The 17,491-nt window shown below is 42.0% G+C and carries 16 protein-coding genes and 2 rRNA genes (1 of these 18 only partly in view); 5 read left to right on the forward strand and 13 right to left on the reverse strand.

The window, feature by feature from the left end; genetic code table 11:
* The 8 genes from IGJ44_RS09155 to IGJ44_RS09190 all read right to left on the reverse strand — a co-directional run.
* Positions 1–1,082, reverse strand: a 23S ribosomal RNA gene (locus IGJ44_RS09155) (it extends 1,833 nt beyond the left edge of the window).
* Between the two features lie 229 nt (positions 1,083–1,311).
* Positions 1,312–2,870 (reverse strand): 16S ribosomal RNA (locus IGJ44_RS09160).
* The 16S and 23S rRNA genes sit together here, the layout of an rRNA operon.
* A gap of 540 nt (positions 2,871–3,410) precedes the next feature.
* Positions 3,411–3,596, reverse strand: a complete 186-nt coding sequence (locus tag IGJ44_RS09165) for a hypothetical protein (RefSeq protein ID WP_005230211.1) — start codon at positions 3,594–3,596, stop codon at positions 3,411–3,413.
* Positions 3,597–3,735: 139 nt separating this feature from the next.
* Positions 3,736–4,257 carry a GNAT family N-acetyltransferase gene (locus tag IGJ44_RS09170; protein WP_074535282.1) on the reverse strand — a complete coding sequence of 174 codons (522 nt, stop codon included), beginning with the start codon at positions 4,255–4,257 and terminating at the stop codon, positions 3,736–3,738.
* Between the two features lie 65 nt (positions 4,258–4,322).
* Positions 4,323–5,261 (reverse strand): dihydroorotate oxidase, encoded by a 939-nt coding sequence (locus IGJ44_RS09175; protein ID WP_074932577.1) that lies wholly within the window; start codon positions 5,259–5,261, stop codon positions 4,323–4,325.
* A 181-nt stretch (positions 5,262–5,442) separates the two neighbouring features.
* Positions 5,443–6,393 carry an alpha/beta fold hydrolase gene (locus IGJ44_RS09180; protein ID WP_240934879.1) on the reverse strand — a complete coding sequence of 317 codons (951 nt, stop codon included), beginning with the start codon at positions 6,391–6,393 and terminating at the stop codon, positions 5,443–5,445.
* Between the two features lie 304 nt (positions 6,394–6,697).
* Entirely contained in the window at positions 6,698–7,027 is a 330-nt protein-coding gene (locus IGJ44_RS09185) for a metal-sulfur cluster assembly factor (protein ID WP_005231940.1), read from the reverse strand.
* A gap of 74 nt (positions 7,028–7,101) precedes the next feature.
* Positions 7,102–8,037: a YitT family protein gene (locus IGJ44_RS09190; protein ID WP_005230189.1), complete on the reverse strand. Its 936-nt coding sequence runs from the start codon at positions 8,035–8,037 to the stop codon at positions 7,102–7,104.
* Between the two features lie 153 nt (positions 8,038–8,190).
* On the opposite strand from IGJ44_RS09190, the gene IGJ44_RS09195 reads away from it, so the two are divergent.
* On the forward strand, positions 8,191–8,682 hold the full coding sequence (locus IGJ44_RS09195) for a YajQ family cyclic di-GMP-binding protein (protein WP_005230187.1): 492 nt from the start codon (positions 8,191–8,193) through the stop codon (positions 8,680–8,682).
* 91 nt (positions 8,683–8,773) lie between these two features.
* Here IGJ44_RS09195 and IGJ44_RS09200 read toward each other — a convergent pair whose 3' ends face one another.
* The 3 genes from IGJ44_RS09200 to IGJ44_RS09210 all read right to left on the reverse strand — a co-directional run bounded on the left by IGJ44_RS09200 (position 8,774) and on the right by IGJ44_RS09210 (position 12,752).
* Positions 8,774–11,263, reverse strand: coding sequence for an ATP-dependent DNA helicase (locus IGJ44_RS09200; protein WP_430605650.1), 2,490 nt, complete (start codon positions 11,261–11,263; stop codon positions 8,774–8,776).
* A 259-nt stretch (positions 11,264–11,522) separates the two neighbouring features.
* Complete coding sequence (locus IGJ44_RS09205; protein ID WP_016613385.1) at positions 11,523–12,059, reverse strand: hypothetical protein; 537 nt, start codon at positions 12,057–12,059, stop codon at positions 11,523–11,525.
* 279 nt (positions 12,060–12,338) lie between these two features.
* Complete coding sequence (locus IGJ44_RS09210; protein WP_205821319.1) at positions 12,339–12,752, reverse strand: GNAT family N-acetyltransferase; 414 nt, start codon at positions 12,750–12,752, stop codon at positions 12,339–12,341.
* Positions 12,753–12,850: 98 nt separating this feature from the next.
* On the opposite strand from IGJ44_RS09210, the gene IGJ44_RS09215 reads away from it, so the two are divergent.
* From IGJ44_RS09215 to IGJ44_RS09225, 3 genes are all read left to right on the forward strand, one after another.
* The gene (locus IGJ44_RS09215; RefSeq protein ID WP_005230178.1) at positions 12,851–13,471 is read left to right on the forward strand and encodes an MBL fold metallo-hydrolase; all 621 of its coding nucleotides are present in this window, start codon (positions 12,851–12,853) and stop codon (positions 13,469–13,471) included.
* 33 nt (positions 13,472–13,504) lie between these two features.
* Positions 13,505–14,209 (forward strand): histidine phosphatase family protein, encoded by a 705-nt coding sequence (locus IGJ44_RS09220; protein WP_118215872.1) that lies wholly within the window; start codon positions 13,505–13,507, stop codon positions 14,207–14,209.
* Between the two features lie 148 nt (positions 14,210–14,357).
* Positions 14,358–15,191 (forward strand): undecaprenyl-diphosphate phosphatase, encoded by an 834-nt coding sequence (locus IGJ44_RS09225; RefSeq protein WP_015509843.1) that lies wholly within the window; start codon positions 14,358–14,360, stop codon positions 15,189–15,191.
* A 75-nt stretch (positions 15,192–15,266) separates the two neighbouring features.
* Here IGJ44_RS09225 and IGJ44_RS09230 read toward each other — a convergent pair whose 3' ends face one another.
* On the reverse strand, positions 15,267–15,890 hold the full coding sequence (locus tag IGJ44_RS09230; protein ID WP_005230171.1) for a DUF47 domain-containing protein: 624 nt from the start codon (positions 15,888–15,890) through the stop codon (positions 15,267–15,269).
* Between the two features lie 12 nt (positions 15,891–15,902).
* On the reverse strand, positions 15,903–16,958 hold the full coding sequence (locus IGJ44_RS09235) for an inorganic phosphate transporter (protein WP_167827040.1): 1,056 nt from the start codon (positions 16,956–16,958) through the stop codon (positions 15,903–15,905).
* Positions 16,959–17,194: 236 nt separating this feature from the next.
* Between IGJ44_RS09235 and rpsT the strand changes: the two genes are divergently transcribed.
* On the forward strand, positions 17,195–17,449 hold the full coding sequence (gene rpsT, locus IGJ44_RS09240) for a 30S ribosomal protein S20 (RefSeq protein ID WP_005230162.1): 255 nt from the start codon (positions 17,195–17,197) through the stop codon (positions 17,447–17,449).
* Positions 17,450–17,491 lie beyond the last annotated feature (42 nt).

Raw genomic sequence — 17,491 nt, forward strand, 5'->3', positions numbered from 1 at the left:
GCAACCCCACATCCTTTTCCACTTAATAGTTATTTGGGGACCTTAGCTGGTGGTCTGGGCTGTTTCCCTTTCGACTATGGATCTTATCACTCACAGTCTGACTCCCGGATATGAATGAATGGCATTCGGAGTTTATCTGAATTCGGTAACCCGAGATGGGCCCCTAGTCCAAACAGTGCTCTACCTCCATCATTCTCAATTCCGAGGCTAGCCCTAAAGCTATTTCGGAGAGAACCAGCTATCTCCAAGTTCGTTTGGAATTTCTCCGCTACCCACACCTCATCCCCGCACTTTTCAACGTACGTGGGTTCGGTCCTCCAGTGCGTTTTACCGCACCTTCAACCTGGACATGGGTAGATCACATGGTTTCGGGTCTACGACAACATACTCATTCGCCCTATTCAGACTCGCTTTCGCTACGGCTCCGTCTCTTCAACTTAACCTCGCATGCTATCGTAACTCGCCGGTTCATTCTACAAAAGGCACGCTATCACCCATTAACGGGCTCTAACTTGTTGTAGGCACACGGTTTCAGGATCTATTTCACTCCCCTTCCGGGGTGCTTTTCACCTTTCCCTCACGGTACTGGTTCACTATCGGTCACTAGGGAGTATTTAGCCTTGGGAGATGGTCCTCCCGGATTCCGACGGAATTCCTCGTGTTCCGCCGTACTCAGGATCCTCCTAGGTGTTATCCAAATTTCGCCTACGGGGTTTTTACCCTCTTTGACATACTTTTCCAAGTATTTCGACTATCTGAATAGACTACCATATCGGAGTCCTACAACCCCAACAAGCAAGCTTGTTGGTTTGGGCTTTTCCCGTTTCGCTCGCCGCTACTCAGGGAATCGAATTTTCTTTCTCTTCCTGCAGGTACTTAGATGTTTCAGTTCTCTGCGTCTACCTCGACTGCGCTATGTATTTACGCAGACGTAACATCCTATAAAAGATGCTGGGTTCCCCCATTCGGAAATCTCTGGATCATAGCTTACTTACAGCTCCCCAAAGCATATCGGTGTTAGTCCCGTCCTTCATCGGCTCCTAGTGCCAAGGCATCCACCGTGCGCCCTTATTCACTTAACCTTTGACCTTACGGTCGGTTTTGAGTACTTCTTCTAGCGATAGAAGGTTGCTCAAGAAAATAAGCGTTGAACTTATTAAAAAACTCTTTTAACATTTCAACTCGGTGTGTGTTACTTGTTTTGATTATTTCTTCGATATCCAGTTTTCAACGAACAAATTTTGTTTGAGAGTAAACCTCTCAAAACTGAACAAAGGCAAACGATGTGTAGTCTTCCGAAATATTCCTTAGAAAGGAGGTGATCCAGCCGCACCTTCCGATACGGCTACCTTGTTACGACTTCACCCCAATCATCTATCCCACCTTAGGCGGCTGGCTCCAAAAGGTTACCTCACCGACTTCGGGTGTTACAAACTCTCGTGGTGTGACGGGCGGTGTGTACAAGGCCCGGGAACGTATTCACCGCGGCGTGCTGATCCGCGATTACTAGCGATTCCGGCTTCATGTAGGCGAGTTGCAGCCTACAATCCGAACTGAGAGAAGCTTTAAGAGATTAGCTTAGCCTCGCGACTTCGCAACTCGTTGTACTTCCCATTGTAGCACGTGTGTAGCCCAGGTCATAAGGGGCATGATGATTTGACGTCATCCCCACCTTCCTCCGGTTTGTCACCGGCAGTCTCGCTAGAGTGCCCAACTAAATGATGGCAACTAACAATAAGGGTTGCGCTCGTTGCGGGACTTAACCCAACATCTCACGACACGAGCTGACGACAACCATGCACCACCTGTCACTTTGCCCCCGAAGGGGAAGCTCTATCTCTAGAGTGGTCAAAGGATGTCAAGACCTGGTAAGGTTCTTCGCGTTGCTTCGAATTAAACCACATGCTCCACCGCTTGTGCGGGCCCCCGTCAATTCCTTTGAGTTTCAACCTTGCGGTCGTACTCCCCAGGCGGAGTGCTTAATGCGTTTGCTGCAGCACTGAAGGGCGGAAACCCTCCAACACTTAGCACTCATCGTTTACGGCGTGGACTACCAGGGTATCTAATCCTGTTCGCTCCCCACGCTTTCGAGCCTCAGCGTCAGTTACAGACCAGAGAGCCGCCTTCGCCACTGGTGTTCCTCCATATATCTACGCATTTCACCGCTACACATGGAATTCCACTCTCCTCTTCTGCACTCAAGTCTCCCAGTTTCCAATGACCCTCCCCGGTTGAGCCGGGGGCTTTCACATCAGACTTAAGAAACCGCCTGCGCTCGCTTTACGCCCAATAAATCCGGACAACGCTTGCCACCTACGTATTACCGCGGCTGCTGGCACGTAGTTAGCCGTGGCTTTCTGGTTAGATACCGTCAAGGGATGAACATTTCACTCTCATCCTTGTTCTTCTCTAACAACAGAGTTTTACGATCCGAAAACCTTCTTCACTCACGCGGCGTTGCTCGGTCAGACTTTCGTCCATTGCCGAAGATTCCCTACTGCTGCCTCCCGTAGGAGTCTGGGCCGTGTCTCAGTCCCAGTGTGGCCGATCACCCTCTCAGGTCGGCTATGCATCGTTGCCTTGGTGAGCCGTTACCTCACCAACTAGCTAATGCACCGCGGGTCCATCCATCAGTGACGCAAAAGCGCCTTTCAACTTTCTTCCATGCGGAAAATAGTGTTATACGGTATTAGCACCTGTTTCCAAGTGTTATCCCCTTCTGATGGGCAGGTTACCCACGTGTTACTCACCCGTTCGCCACTCTTTTTCTTTCGGTGGAGCAAGCTCCGGTGAAAGAAAAAGCGTTCGACTTGCATGTATTAGGCACGCCGCCAGCGTTCGTCCTGAGCCAGGATCAAACTCTCATAATGATTTGTTTGAATGACCATACGGTCATTAAGCTCATAAAAATTAACTTTGCTAGCTATTGCTTGCATGTATTTGTTTCAATAAATTGAAACGTCCTACACATTGGTTCGTTTGCTTGCTTTGTTCAGTTTTCAAAGGTCTACCGTGCTGTGTTAGCAACTTTTATATCATATCAGAGCGACATTTGATTGTCAACTCTTTTTTAAAAGTTTTTTTCGCTCGTTGTTTTTCAACTTCGTAGCGGCTGTCTCAGCGACTTAATTAGAATAACAAATGATTTGTTATTTGTCAACAACTTTTTTCAATTAATTTCGTTGATGTATCAACATTGATTAACTGTTTTATTATTGCGACTTCGTTATAATATCATCTGTTTCATTTTTGGTCAAGTCTTTTTTGAAGATTTTTCAACTGTTGTTTTGACCCGCTGGCTCAATTGCCAACGTTGAATACTTTATCACTCTATGAATGAAAGAGCAAGCTTTTTTTCTGAAATTTTTCCAATTAACAAAAACAAAGAAAAAAACTACCCAAAAGGTAGTTTAATCAATATCGATCGTACGGAAACGGATTTGATTTTGATCGTCTCGTTTTAAGGTTGTTTCTTCTTTCAAATAAGAGAACTTCTTCTCATCGATCGCTGGATTTTCAAGCATTTCTTCATAACCTGCAAAAATATCATGGATGTATTTTTTATAAGCTTTTTTCTTTTTGATTCTTTTCTTCATTTGGCACCGTCCTTTACGTGCTTATCTTAGCAAGCCGAAAGGATTCTGACAACCATTATCCACATTTTCATACCAAAAATTCACTTTGACACACCTTTTCCATTCTTTCAGCCAAGTGACAAGAATGGAAAAAGAATGTTTAGTTTGTGATCAAACGTTTTTGAAACGCCAATCGCTCTCCATTCGGAAAAGGAAATGTTACCTCTCCTTTATATTGATAGCCAGCTGCTTGGATATTCTTTTGCATCCCAATATTGGCTTTATACGTATCGATACGCAAATCAACGATTCCTTGCTCTAATGCAACCACTTCAAGAGCTTGCAGCAATTTGGCACTTAACTTTTGCCCTTTAAAATGAGAACTGACAACGACGCGATGAATGGATAGATACGGACCGTTTCCATCCCACCCTGCGCCGGTAATTGCGTTGTAGACAGGATCATCACCAGAAACCAGTGCCGCAGACGTTGCGATTTTCCCATCTTTCACTAACACATAGCTTTCGCCTTTTGCAATATCTTCTTTGATTTGAGTTTCTTTTGGGCCATAGCCATTTTGCCATTGTGGTGATCCTTGAGCTTTTAAAAAAGCAATTCCTTCCTCAATCAGCGCCATTAACTCCGTTAAATCGTCCTCAGTTGTTTTACGAAATTTCTCCATTTAACCCCACCTTTCTTCTATCACTTTCTTCTATAAAAAGAAACAGAGGATGATAGAAAGTCGTTTTAATCAATCGTTTTTAGTTTGCCTTGAAATTCACTGATTGATTGATATCCTTTTTCTTTCATGATCGTTTCTAATTCTTTCGTCAATCGTTCAAAGATCGCCGGCCCTTCTTTTTGCAACTCTGTGCCGATCTGCAACATAGAGGCACCACACAACAAATGCTCATACGCATCTTGACCATTACGAATCCCACCTGTACCAATAATTTTGATTTCTGGCTTGAGACGTGTATAGAAAGCCCGCACATTGGCTAATGCCGTTGGTTTCACATATTCGCCTCCGAGACCACCAAAACCACCTTTTGGTTTGATGACTACCGAGTCAGTAGCAGGATCGATGAATAAAGCATTCCCAATACTATTGATTGAATTGATGTAGGTTAACGGATACTTGTTTAATATCTTAGCCATCTCATCAAAGTGAGCCAAATCAAAGTATGGCGGCAATTTGACACCTAAAGGTTTTGTGAAAAAACCAAAGACTGTTTCAAGAATTTGATCGGTCAAAGGAAAATCATAGGCAACTTGTGGTTTTCCTGGCACGTTTGGACAAGAAAGATTCAACTCAGTGATTCCTTCAAAATCACTTTCTTGGATCTTCTTCAATAACTCAATGTTTTCAGCCACACTCATACCAGCGACAGAGAAAAAGAAAGGCGCTTGCTGAGTCATTTCCTGCTGTTTTTTGATGGCATAATCTAAGTAGTAGTCCACCCCTAGATTTGGTAATCCCATCGAATTGATGCTTCCTAAGGGTAAATCGGTATAACGTGGTTCTGGATTTCCGGCACGTGCTTCTAGCGTTGCACTCTTTGTGACAAATGATCCAGCTGCTGATACCGCTAATTCATCTAATTCCTCGATCGTCATACAATGGACTCCTGAGGCGTTCATAAACGGATTTTCGTATGTAAATTTCCCAAAATTCGTAGCTAACATTGATTCATTCCTCCAATCTTTTCAACTAGTTTACCGTTTCATTTCTGAAAATGCAACGGTCCTTTTACAAAGCTCCTCTTTCAATATATTTGTTCATTTTTCGGGATGCTCAGATTGAATGCCTATTTGCAATTCTATTAGTTACACGAGTCGGGTACAGTATCAAACTGTTCGTTACAAATTAAAAACACTTTACTTTTGAGAGTACTTCCATAAATTTGTCTGGTTCATCAATAAATGGCATATGAGCGGAATGAGAAAATGTATAGAAATTTTTTTCATTTGCATCGACACTGTGAAAGAATCGTTTTGCCTCTTTATACGATGTTGAACTATCCAATTCTCCATGAATGATATGAATCGGGATTTCAATATTTCTAACTACCTCTTGAAGTGGTGTATCTAGGATTTGACTGATGAGTTTTTCAGAAGCTTGAAACATTCCTTTAAAGAAGCAGATTTTTTCATTAACAGTATAATACGGAAATAGAAAGACCGCTTTTAACAGCTTACTATTTTGATAGCCTTCACGTGTCACTCCAAATCCATACTTTTCTGTATATTTCATACTGGCACTTCCATAAAGCATACTTTCTTTATTGATTTTATATGTATCGAAAAAGTTGTCTGGCAGATCAAGTTTTTCAAATCGGCGTAACGCTATTTTGTCATTTCTTCTACAAGCCTCTTTTAAAATTGCCTGATATTTTTCTTTTTCTGAATTCCTCATACAATTTATTTGTCCCACACCAATATATGCATAATAATATTCTGGTTTTTCTTGAACAGCGAGACTCGCTATGTAAGATCCCCAAGAATGGCCCAAGACATAAATTTTGTCTTGATTAAACATATACCTCAATTGTTCTGTCACTTTGAGGACATCTGTTGTAAGTATTTCAATATTAAAAGCCGCTTCATCAGGCAAACTACAAGACATCCCTACCCATCTCTGGTCCCAATAGCAAGTATGGAAATCTTGATTGAATTTTACTTGCCGCTTCCATATAAAGGGTAAAATTGGTGCAGTTCCATGAACGAATAATAAAACTGGAGCATTTTTGTTCATATTTCTTTCTACAATTAAGCCTTGCTTCACTCCGTTTATTTCTAAATATATTTTTTCAATCATTAGAACCCCATTTCTCTTTTTCATTTATGAGTACGCTATTTTCGTTTTGATTTTTCCACGCCTTGAATTAAAGTTCTATAAGAACTTATTATAACTGCCTTAGTTCCTACTTTATCATAATTCTAACTATAATATCATTACTTTTTATAAAGTTTAAATACCATAAAATAACTACTAAATTTTCCGATATCCAACTATTCTCTTTTTCATTTTCGTTTATTCACCTTTTTCTGAATAAAAAAAGACACTCAATTTCTTGAGCATCTTCAATGGTTCTTTATTATTTCTATCATTATCATGCTTATTAACGAATCCCCAAAGCAATCCGTGCGTAACGACTCATTTTATCGGTCGTCCAAGCGGGATACCAGACTAATTTTACCTCTGGATTTTTGACTTCTGGAATATCGCTTAGTGCTTCGTGTATCGATTCAGTCAATACGTCGGCTAAGGGACAGCCCATTGTTGTTAAGGTCATTTTGATTACGGTATTGCCTGTTTCTGCATCAAATTCGACTTCATAAACTAAGCCTAGATTCACTATATCAATCCCCAACTCAGGGTCAATCACGGTTTCCAAGGCAGCCAAGACACGCTCTTTGATTGCTTCTGCTTCTACTTCAGTATATGCCACGGTTGAAGACCTCCTTTAATTCTTGTTTCAAATAATACCTTCTTTTGCAAGATTTGTAAATGGACGATCCTTGATTATGGCCGGCTTTTCTTGTGTATTTTCAGTTCTGGGAAGACCCCTGTCGTTTTAAAGGTCCGTTGTTCATCATCTGTCGCAAAACGGCCTGTAATCGATTGGGTCGGCACAAAATTAATAAACGCATTGCCGTCAGCTTCTAAAACGGCTTGTTCTAAATCGTAGATCTCGTAGCGCGTCACGACCATCATGATCATATTGCCAGGTACGCCTGAATACCCTCCGACTGAGGGGAACAAAGTCATGCCGCGAAACACATGCTTAGAAATATTTTTCCCAACAGCTTCCGCATTGGTCGTAATAATCATTGCCGTTACCTTTTGATGACTTGTGTGCAGCATGTCCACAACGTAGCTCATTGCGAAAATCGAAATGATCGTGTACAACGCACTTTCCCAAGAAAAGACGAAACCTGAGACCATGACAATGATGCCGTTTAAAATAAACATATATTTACCGACCGTTTTTCCAGTCGTTTTTGATAATATCAACGAAAGGATGTCCATTCCGCCGGTGGTAAAACCCATTTTCAGTGAAAACGCAACGCCGACGCCTAACAGTACGCCACCTAGCAAAGCGTTAACCAAAATATTGTCAGTGATCGCTCCTTGCGGAAGGATCATCGTTAAGACGGAAACGACTACGACATTGATAAAGCTCAATAGTGTCGATGATTTCCCGAGTTTGATGAACCCGAGAACAAAGATAGGCAAGTTTAAGAGGAAAATAAACAGCCCTGTACTAAGGTGAACGCCAAAATGTTCCAAGGCAAGTGCCACGATCAATTGGGCGACCCCGTTCATCCCAGCAGAAAGAACGTTTGCGGGAATCAAAAAGAAATTTAAAGCAATGGCTGCAGTGATACCTGACAGCAAAATAACCCCTATTTTTTTCAATCGTTCTGATTGTTCGTGCTTCGTTAATAACTTACTCACAATGATCTAGCTCCTTCACTAAAAATCTCCTTCCAAAGAATAGCAGTTTGTGTGAAAAAATGAAACAATTATTTGCAAAAATTTACTTTTCATTCCCGCATCGTTCGCCTCCATGTTAAAATCATAGGTAAGAGATGAGAGGAGTGATTGATTTTGGCAAAAGAAGCAAGTTTTGATGTCGTATCTGAGATCAACACAGAAGAAGTGAAAAACGCCATTCAACAGGCGGAAAAAGAATTGAAAAACCGATTTGATTTTAAAGGCTCCACAGTAGAAATCAAGATGACTGAGGGCAAACTGACGATCGTTGGAGATGACGAATTTAAGCTGGAGCAAATCAAAGATGTGCTCTTTGCGAAGCTGATCAAACGGAATGTACCAACGAAAAATATTCAATTTGGCGAAACGGAGCATGCCTTGGGGGCAAAAGCTCGTCAAACGGCAGAATTGATCAATGGCATCGATAAAGAAAACGCAAAAAAAATAACGACAGCGATCAAAAACGCCAAGCTAAAAGTTAAAACCCAAATTCAAGACAATCAAATTCGGGTAACAGGCAAAAGTCGTGACGATCTGCAAGAGGTGATCCAATTGTTGCGTAAACTGCCCCTGACGATCGATTTACAGTTTACAAATTATCGCTAATCAAAAAAACTAGAACAGAGTTTAACGTGATGGTTAGGCAAAATCAGCTTTATCTACTGATTTTGCGCAACCGCTCTTGAAAGCTCTGCTTCTAGTTTTTTTCTTGCCAAAAATGAGTCAATGCCTTTGATAACTCTTGCGGCCGACGAATCTGCAAGGCATGCTGCCAATGTAGTGGGAAAAGTTCTTGGTAACGCGGTGTCCGAAAGCGCTGATCCAGCAATAACACCACGCCACGATCGCTGACATCCCGAATCACTCGACCGGCTGCTTGCAGGACTTTATTCATCCCTGGCAGCTGATAGGCATACGCAAAGCCAGCTGCCTTTTTCTCATCGTAATATTCCCGAATCAATTCTTGCTCGTGATTGATTTGCGGCAGTCCGACTCCTACCACTGCTGCACCGATCAAGCGATCGCCTTTTAGGTCGATCCCTTCAGAAAAAATTCCTCCAAGGACACAAAATGCCACCAATGTTTTTGGTTGACTCTTTGGTTCGTCTTGACTTTTATCCAGCAAGGATGATTGTTGCGGGTCAAAAGATTGAAACTGCGCAAGAAACGCCTCGCGCTCTGCTTCGTTCATAGCAGTCCCCTGAATCAAGACCTCCACCTCTGGCGCCTGTTGAGAAAATGCTGCCGCCACATCATCCAAGTAACGATAAGATGGGAAAAAGACCATATAGTTTCCCGCTTTCGCTGCCGTCATTTGCTGGATCGCATCAACGATCGCAGGAATGCTGGCTTCACGTTGGCGATACGTCGTTTGGATATAGTCCGCAATAAAAATCCCCTGATTTTTCGGATCAAAAGGACTTGGCAAGCGATAGCGCAAAGCTTCATCGCCGCCACCTAATACTTCTTGATAATACGACAAAGGGGTAAAGCTCGCAGAAAACAACAGGCTGGCCTTGCCCTTATCTAACACGGATTCCAAAAACGGCGCTGGTTCGATGCAAAATTGCCGTAGTTTGATATCATAGCGGTCGATCTCCACCGTCGTTTCGTAGTGATCATCATAAAATTCACTGATCTTCAAATAATGGTTAGCTTCAAAATACACTTGCAGCACTTCTTCTTGCAATTCATGCTCAGGATTTGCCGGCAACCATTCCTTCATCAATTCAGCTAATTTGTATAGCTGATTGACCATTGTTTCATGGGGAGCTGCTTGATGGTGGTATGACCATCCTTCCTCTTTTGCTAATTGGGCTAAAGCCGCAAATTCTTTATCAACTCTGTTTAGTGCGCGTTTTAATTTCTGTTGATCCTTCGGCAGCTTCTTCTTTAATTCCTTAAATGGCTGTCGGGAGATCGTTGCAGAATACATTTCTTTCGAACGGTTGACTAAGTTATGGGCTTCATCCACTAAAAAGAAATACTCTTCGTCTGGCTCTTCAAAAAATCTCCGTAAATAAACGGTTGGATCAAACAAATAATTATAATCACCAATAATGACATCGCAAAAGACACTGACATCCAGTGAAAGCTCAAAGGGACAAACCGTATGCTTCATTCCATAAGTCTCGATTACTTCTCGGGTTATTTGGTTTTCGTGATGCAACAGATCCCACAAAGCTTCGTTGATTCGATTGTAATAACCTTGTGCATAAGGACAATGCTCTGGCGTACAATTTCGTTCATCCAGAAAGCAAATTTTATCTTTGGCAGTGATCGTGACACTCTTGGTTTCACTACCGTTGTCTGCTAACTTGCTCAACGCATCTTCAGCCACTTGTCTGGTGATCGTCTTCGCCGTCAGATAAAAGACCCGATCTGCCCCTTCTTCCCCGAGAACTTTTAATGCGGGAAACAGCGTTGACATGGTTTTTCCAGTTCCCGTTGGCGCTTCCGCAAAAAGTCGCTTGCCATTTTTTAGTGTTTTATACGCCGCTGCTGCTAACTCTCGCTGCCCTTTGCGAAAGGTTTCAAAGGGAAAAGACAGCAGCTGCAAAGACGTATTGCGGACACGGCGCCAATTCTCTTGAAAAACTAACCATTTATGATATTCCTGAAGTAATTCTTCATAAAAAACAGCTAATTCTGAAAACTGAAATGTTCTTCTCGTACGGGTGGTCAGCTTTTCAGTGGTTTGATAATAAGTCAATTGTACGGCGATTCGATCGATGGGTCTCTTCGGATCATTACCTTCAGCAATAGGTTCCGCTTCTGCTTTCTCTTGATTTTCACTGTCACTAAGCGCTGCTTGTTCATTTTCTTGTAGTAAAAACAAATAAGCATAAACCATTCCCTGGGCAAAAAACAAATCGATTTGATCTTCAGGGATATCTTCGAACGCTGGTTCTGAAGTTTTGATCTCATCGATCACCCAAGAATTAAGAGTTGCATCAAAAAAGAGACCATCGGCACGTCCTTCGACAGTGATCGAATCTTTCTCAATTTGGCTTTCTCGTTTGAAAAAGACTTCTTTTTGATACGCATCCCCAGCCTCTTTTTGTAGTTGGCGATGGATACGGGCGCCTTCTTGCGCGGTATGATTACTGACTTTGCGGCTATCAATATCGCCTCGGCGCAAAATAAATTCTACGATTTTTCTAACCGCAACTTTTCCTTTATACACGTGTTCACCTTCTCGTTTGCCATTATAGCGGATAGATTACTTTTGGAAAAGCGAACAGAAACAGCTTTTCATCCTCTGCGGAGAGTATCCTATCCAAACAGGTTTTATCACCATGAAAAAACCACTTGCAACAAAACACCTACTCATCAGATAATTGACTTCATTTTTTCTTCCAGAAAATGGGTTTGGCGAAGGATTTACAAAAAAGCCTACTCTACTCACCTAAGCAAGTAAAGCAGCGCTATTTTTTGAAAGATATTTATTGATCGACTTGAATATCATAACTGACACCATTTTGGTCAAAAGCTTGTTGATTATCTAGATCTAAGGTGAACTCAAAGGTCCGTCCATCTGCTTTGATCGTCAAATGCTTCCCTTCAACCGTGTATGATGCATCTTGATAGGTGATCTCATAAATTTGATAAGGGTCGTTGGACAACTGTACCTCTGAATGGGAAAAATGACGCTGAAAATCACTTTCGATTTGTCCTTCATACAAGGCAACATCACTAGAGCTGGCTGAACTATCTTCTAAGTCTGCCATCGGCAAATACTGCTTAACGATCGTCAACTCATTCTCATGAAAATCATAAACCCCTTGGCTTTGCGGAAAGATGACACTCTCATCTTGGATCAGCATCAAATCAAGGTCGCCATTTTCAACCGTTTTTGAGGCGGAAGTAACAGTTTCAGAAACTTCTTTCGAATCGTTGATGGTTAGCTCCTCTTGGCCACAGCTCACTAAAGCGAGCGCGGCGAAGCATAGAGTGAAAAAAAATTGCAGGGATTTTTTCATAAAAAACACCTTCTTACAAAAAGTTGAGGTATACCAATCAAAACTAACGCAAGATACAGATCACACACTTTCCTCGAAGTTGGTCACGAAGAATGTTCATGCTTTTGTCAAAAACTAGACCCGTTTCAAACGAATCAACGCTTTCTTATTTTAATTAGTATAACAGCAGTTTTTTGCTAATGCGGTTTCTTAGAAAAATTTTCGAATTCCCACAATAATTCTGAGCTTTTCTCTCATCAAACTATTGGTTAGCCTTATCACCTGCCTGCCATAGGGTGGTCACAGCATCTTCACGAAATAAAGCCTATCCGTGCCAAGTACAGGTGTGTCAGAAAGCACAGCAAATTGTTCGAAGCCGACTGCTTGATAGAACTGTGGCGCTTGGTAGTCTTGGGTGGTAACTGTCACGGAACGACACCCCGCTTTTTTACCGTGATCGAAAAGTGCTTCCATCAATTGTTTCCCCACCCCTTGATTCTGATGGTTTGGATCAACTGCAAACAATTGAATATGAATCGTATTACCTGTCCGTTTCCCAATCAACCCACCAAGTTGATCGTGATTGTCAAAAAATGCAAATGAAAGCTGCTCTTGATCGGAAAAGGCACTCACTGCCTCTGTTTTTTTCGTTGAATAATTGAGCCATTGACAGATCGCCTGACGATTGCCTTCTGTGTTCATCGTTTCTATCATTAATTTTTCACTCCTAAAAACCTTTCTTTGTTTCCTCTTATACTTTAAGCTATACTTATAGTCAGACACAAGTATTTGTGATCCTAGGAGGTTTTAGCATGAAAATCATTGGTTTAGTGACAGGACCCGTTCAAGAAAATTGTTACCTTATTTGGAAAGAAGATTTTTTGTTGATTATTGATCCTGGAGCAGAAGCAGCGAGATTGATCGCTGAGATCGAAAAAACAGGCGCAAAACCAGCAGCGATTTTATTGACCCACACTCATTATGACCATATCGGCGCAGTTGACCATTTGCGGGATTATTATCAGATCCCCGTTTACGTTAGTCCACTTGAGCAAGAATGGCTAAGTGATCCTATGAAAAACCTTTCTGGTCGTCATCCTGAATTAGGAACCATCACCGCACGTCCAGCAGAATTCGAGCTAGAATTGAAAGAGTACGAGATAGCTGGCATGTCCTTTAAGGTTGTTGCAACCCCAGGTCATTCCATCGGCAGCGTCAGTTTTATTTTTGACAAGTTTGTCGTTTCTGGAGACGCCTTATTTAAAGGCAGCATCGGTCGGACCGATCTACCAACTGGCAACCTTGAGCAATTGCTGACCAGCATCCAAACGCAACTTTTTGTTTTACCGAATCAGATGGCCGTTTATCCTGGCCACGGGGAACCAACAACGATCGAGATTGAGAAACGGACCAATCCGTTTTTTAACGCATAAACGAATGACGAACCAAAGGAGGAATTACTACTTATGGCAAAAACGGAATTGTATGTCGTGCGTCACGGGAAAACCATGTTCAACACATTGCAGCGTGTGCAAGGCTGGTGCGACACCCCATTGACTCGTACTGGTGAACAAGGCATCCATTATTTAGGACTCGGGTTACGAGATGTGGATTTTGTGGAAGCAGTATCCAGTGACAGCGGCCGCGCGATCGAAACGATGCGTCTGATACTGGGTGAACATGTCAGAGGACCAGAGATCCCTTATCATATCGACAAACGGATTCGTGAATGGTGCTTTGGCTCACTTGAAGGTGCCTATGATGCAGAAATGTGGGGCGTTCTGCCACGGATTCTTGATTTTCCTGATTACGATGATATGATTGCCAATCATGTCTCGTTTGAGGCGATCGCCAATGCGATCTATCACGCAGATACAGCCAATTGGGCGGAAACCTTTGATGTGTTGACCGAACGTGTCAAAACAGGGTTTGAAGATATCGCCTACCGCGTTGAGAAAAAAGGCGGCGGCAATGCGCTAGTTGTGTCTCACGGCTTAACGATCGCTTTTCTTTTGCATCTGATCAATGATGAGAACAATGTTCGCATGGATATTGAAAATGGCTCGGTCACTCGACTGATCTACGAAGATGGCAGCTTTACGATTGCTGAAGTGGGCAGTACCGATTACATCAAAAAAGGCTTAGCACTCTCTCAAGAACTTTTATCCTAAGAGAAACCTTTGGCAGTTGATCAATTTCTTTAAGAAAGGAGCAGTTTTTGTTTTAAAAACTGCCCCCTTTTTTTAGGAAAAAGATTGGTATTCGAATCAGGAAACGGTATACTAAGAGTTGTATTTTGTCATAGAAAGGACTGAACCAATGTTTTTTACAAATTTCATAAAAGCGATTTTATTTGGGATCATTGAAGGGATCACGGAATGGCTGCCAATCAGCAGCACGGGTCACTTGATTCTAGCCAACGAATTTATCGGATTGAATGTAACTCCCGAGTTTATGACGATGTTCAATGTTGTCATACAACTGGGTGCGATTTTAGCAGTCGTCTACTTATATTTCCATAAACTAAACCCTTTTTCACCGCAGAAAAATGAGTTAGAGAAAAAAGATACATGGACGTTATGGTTTAAAGTCGTCGTGGCGGTCTTGCCATCGGTTATTATCGGATTACCGTTAGATGATTGGTTAGATGCGCACTTCTACAACTTTTTCTCCGTTTCGATCGTCTTGATCGTTTATGGGATCGGCTTTATCGTGGTAGAAAAACGCAACAAAAATAAAGCACCAAAATGTACCGATTTGAACAAGTTTACCTACAAAGCGGCATTGATCGTAGGAATGTTCCAAGTATTGGCATTGATCCCAGGAACTTCTCGTTCTGGTGCTACTATCTTAGGTGCTATCATGATCGGCGCTTCTCGTTATGTTGCTGCTGAATTTTCATTTTTCTTAGGTATTCCCACCATGTTTGGTGCCAGTGCCTTGAAAATCTTCAAGTTTTTGAAAGATGGCAATGCCTTTGATTTCCAAGGAACCGTCATCTTATTGACAGGAACCATCGTGTCATTCATCGTTTCGATCATCGCGATCCGTTTCTTGATGAACTACATCAAACGGAATGATTTTACCGTATTTGGATGGTATCGCATCGTTTTAGGAATCATTTTGATCGGCTATTGGCTGATCCAATTATAAGCAAAAAGAGCAACTCTTGGGCAGGTAACTGCCGCAATAGTTGCTCTTTTTTTCGTTTGAATGCTCTCTAGTTCCTCACGTGTTTTTGATCACCATACCATCGATGATATCAACCGCACTTTCGGTGTCGTTGATAATCGATTCAAAGCGATCATAAATATCTTTCCACTTAATAATTTCCAGCACTTCTTTTTCATCCGTAAACAACGCTTTTTTCATTTTTGAATACAAAAGATCTGCTTCTGATTCAATCGTATTTACATCGTTGATCATTTGACGCAATGTTTTTGAATTTTTGAACTTCGGAAACTCTTTTAATGCTGTTTCGACCCCCTGTGTCGCTTGAACGATCATTTCAGCAAATAAGTTCGTCTCAGGGCGAATCTTCGTAATGACCAAATTCTCAAATAAATAAGTCAGTCCCATAATGCCATCCAAAATATCATCTAAACGCTCAGAGATGACCAGGATGTCTTCGCGATCGATCGGTGTGATAAATGAGTCGTACAACTCATTCGTTAACTCAGCGATCACCTGATCGCCTTCCTTTTCTAATCCATGAATCTCAGCTGCCGCTTCACTTAACGCTGTTTCAGAGTAATCATTGATCAACAGCGAAAAACGTTTCGCAGCTAGATGGCCATTTGTTGCCAACTGCTCCATTGCCGCAAAATAATCAAATCCTTTTTTTCGTGCCATTACTTTCTCTCCTCACAAAATTAGCAATAAAATTTTCACCATTAGAAACGCAATCAACCCGCAACCAGGGAACGTTAAAATCCAAGCATAGATCATTTCTTTAACGATGCGCCAATCAACGCTAGAAAAACGTCGAGAAGCCCCTACCCCCATGATGGCAGTCGTTTTTGTATGGGTCGTTGAAACTGGGATACCAAATACGGAAGACAAGAACAAACAGATCGCAGCGGTAACATCTGCAGAAAAGCCCTGGTATTTTTCCAGTTTTACCATATCCATCCCTACTGATTTGATGATTTTCATCCCACCGACAGAAGTACCGATCCCCATGGTCAAGGAACAAAGAACCATCACCCAGAGTGGGATCGAAAAGCCATTGCCGGTCTTTTCAGCAAGATTGTTGTAGAAAAGCCCTAACATGAAGACACCCATAAATTTTTGGCCATCTTGTGCACCATGTAAGAACGCATTGGCACCAGCCGCAATGGCTTGACCAACTGTAAAAATTTTGTTGGCTTTTCGCCGTTGGGTATCGCGAAAGAGCCATACGATCAGTTTCGTGATCAGAAAGCCGCCAATGAAGCCCATCAACGTAGAAACGACAAGACCGATCAAAACTTTCAGCCACTCATCGCCATTGACTGCATGTAACCCACCAAGGGCCATGGCTGCACCAGTCAGTCCTGCGATCAACGCGTGAGATTCACTAGTTGGGATCCCAAAATACCAAGCTGCGACCGTCCAAACAACAATTGAAAACAAGGCAGCGGCTAATGCGATCTGTGAGACCCGAAAACTCCCGCCTGAATCAAAAGTCACAATGTTGCTGATGGTTTCTGCAACTTGTGCATTAAAATACGTCATCACTAGCACACCTAAGAAATTCATGACGACTGCCATGCCAATGGCGATATTCGGGCGTAAGACTCTCGTGGAGACAGCGGTTGCAATAGCATTCGGAGCATCCGTCCAGCCGTTGACGAAAATCACCCCTAATGACAACACAATCGTTAGAAACAAAGCGATATTCACATAGATTCCCCCATTTAAAAATTCCGAAGTAATCATAGCATAGAAAGCTGTTTCTGTGTAAACTTTTTATAACTATTCAGTAAAAAATGTGTAAAGAAGCATTTTTAAAATCCATAAAGCAAAAAATAGCACGGCCAAAAAACAAATTTTTGTGTTAAGTAAAATTTCTTTACAACTTTTATTGCAATCACTCTTGGCATTAGGTATAATGACTAGTGTTGATTTATACGTTTTCTAAACGTAATTGAACTTTTTTTTCGGAGGTGAAATACATGCCAAACATTGAATCTGCAATCAAACGTGTTCGCACAAGCGAAGCGGCTAATGCTAAGAATTCATCTCAAGTAAGCACAATGCGTACAGCAATCAAAAAATTTGATCAAGCTGTTGAAGCTGGTGCTGATAACGTAGATGCGTTATATAAAGATGCTGTTAAAGCAATCGATATGGCTGAGACTAAAGGATTGATCCACAAGAACAAAGCTAGTCGCGACAAATCTCGTTTAAGTAAAAAAATTGCAAAATAAGCAAATTAAGAAAGGCGCAGCAATCATCGATTGCTGCGCCTT

Origin of the sequence: Enterococcus sp. DIV1368d, from assembly GCF_050542975.1 — a bacterium.
GTDB classification, from domain to species: Bacteria; Bacillota; Bacilli; order Lactobacillales; family Enterococcaceae; genus Enterococcus_D; species Enterococcus_D casseliflavus.

Bases quoted from the DNA above. Each gene is read 5' to 3' on its own strand.
- IGJ44_RS09165 (WP_005230211.1), bottom strand. From the start codon at position 3,596: ATGAAGAAAAGAATCAAAAAGAAAAAAGCTTATAAAAAATACATCCAT.
- IGJ44_RS09170 (WP_074535282.1), bottom strand. From the start codon at position 4,257: ATGGAGAAATTTCGTAAAACAACTGAGGACGATTTAACGGAGTTAATG.
- IGJ44_RS09175 (WP_074932577.1), bottom strand. From the start codon at position 5,261: ATGTTAGCTACGAATTTTGGGAAATTTACATACGAAAATCCGTTTATG.
- IGJ44_RS09180 (WP_240934879.1), bottom strand. From the start codon at position 6,393: ATGATTGAAAAAATATATTTAGAAATAAACGGAGTGAAGCAAGGCTTA.
- IGJ44_RS09205 (WP_016613385.1), bottom strand. From the start codon at position 12,059: ATGAAAAAATCCCTGCAATTTTTTTTCACTCTATGCTTCGCCGCGCTC.
- IGJ44_RS09210 (WP_205821319.1), bottom strand. From the start codon at position 12,752: ATGATAGAAACGATGAACACAGAAGGCAATCGTCAGGCGATCTGTCAA.
- IGJ44_RS09215 (WP_005230178.1), top strand. From the start codon at position 12,851: ATGAAAATCATTGGTTTAGTGACAGGACCCGTTCAAGAAAATTGTTAC.
- IGJ44_RS09220 (WP_118215872.1), top strand. From the start codon at position 13,505: ATGGCAAAAACGGAATTGTATGTCGTGCGTCACGGGAAAACCATGTTC.
- IGJ44_RS09225 (WP_015509843.1), top strand. From the start codon at position 14,358: ATGTTTTTTACAAATTTCATAAAAGCGATTTTATTTGGGATCATTGAA.
- IGJ44_RS09230 (WP_005230171.1), bottom strand. From the start codon at position 15,890: ATGGCACGAAAAAAAGGATTTGATTATTTTGCGGCAATGGAGCAGTTG.
- IGJ44_RS09235 (WP_167827040.1), bottom strand. From the start codon at position 16,958: ATGATTACTTCGGAATTTTTAAATGGGGGAATCTATGTGAATATCGCT.
- rpsT (WP_005230162.1), top strand. From the start codon at position 17,195: ATGCCAAACATTGAATCTGCAATCAAACGTGTTCGCACAAGCGAAGCG.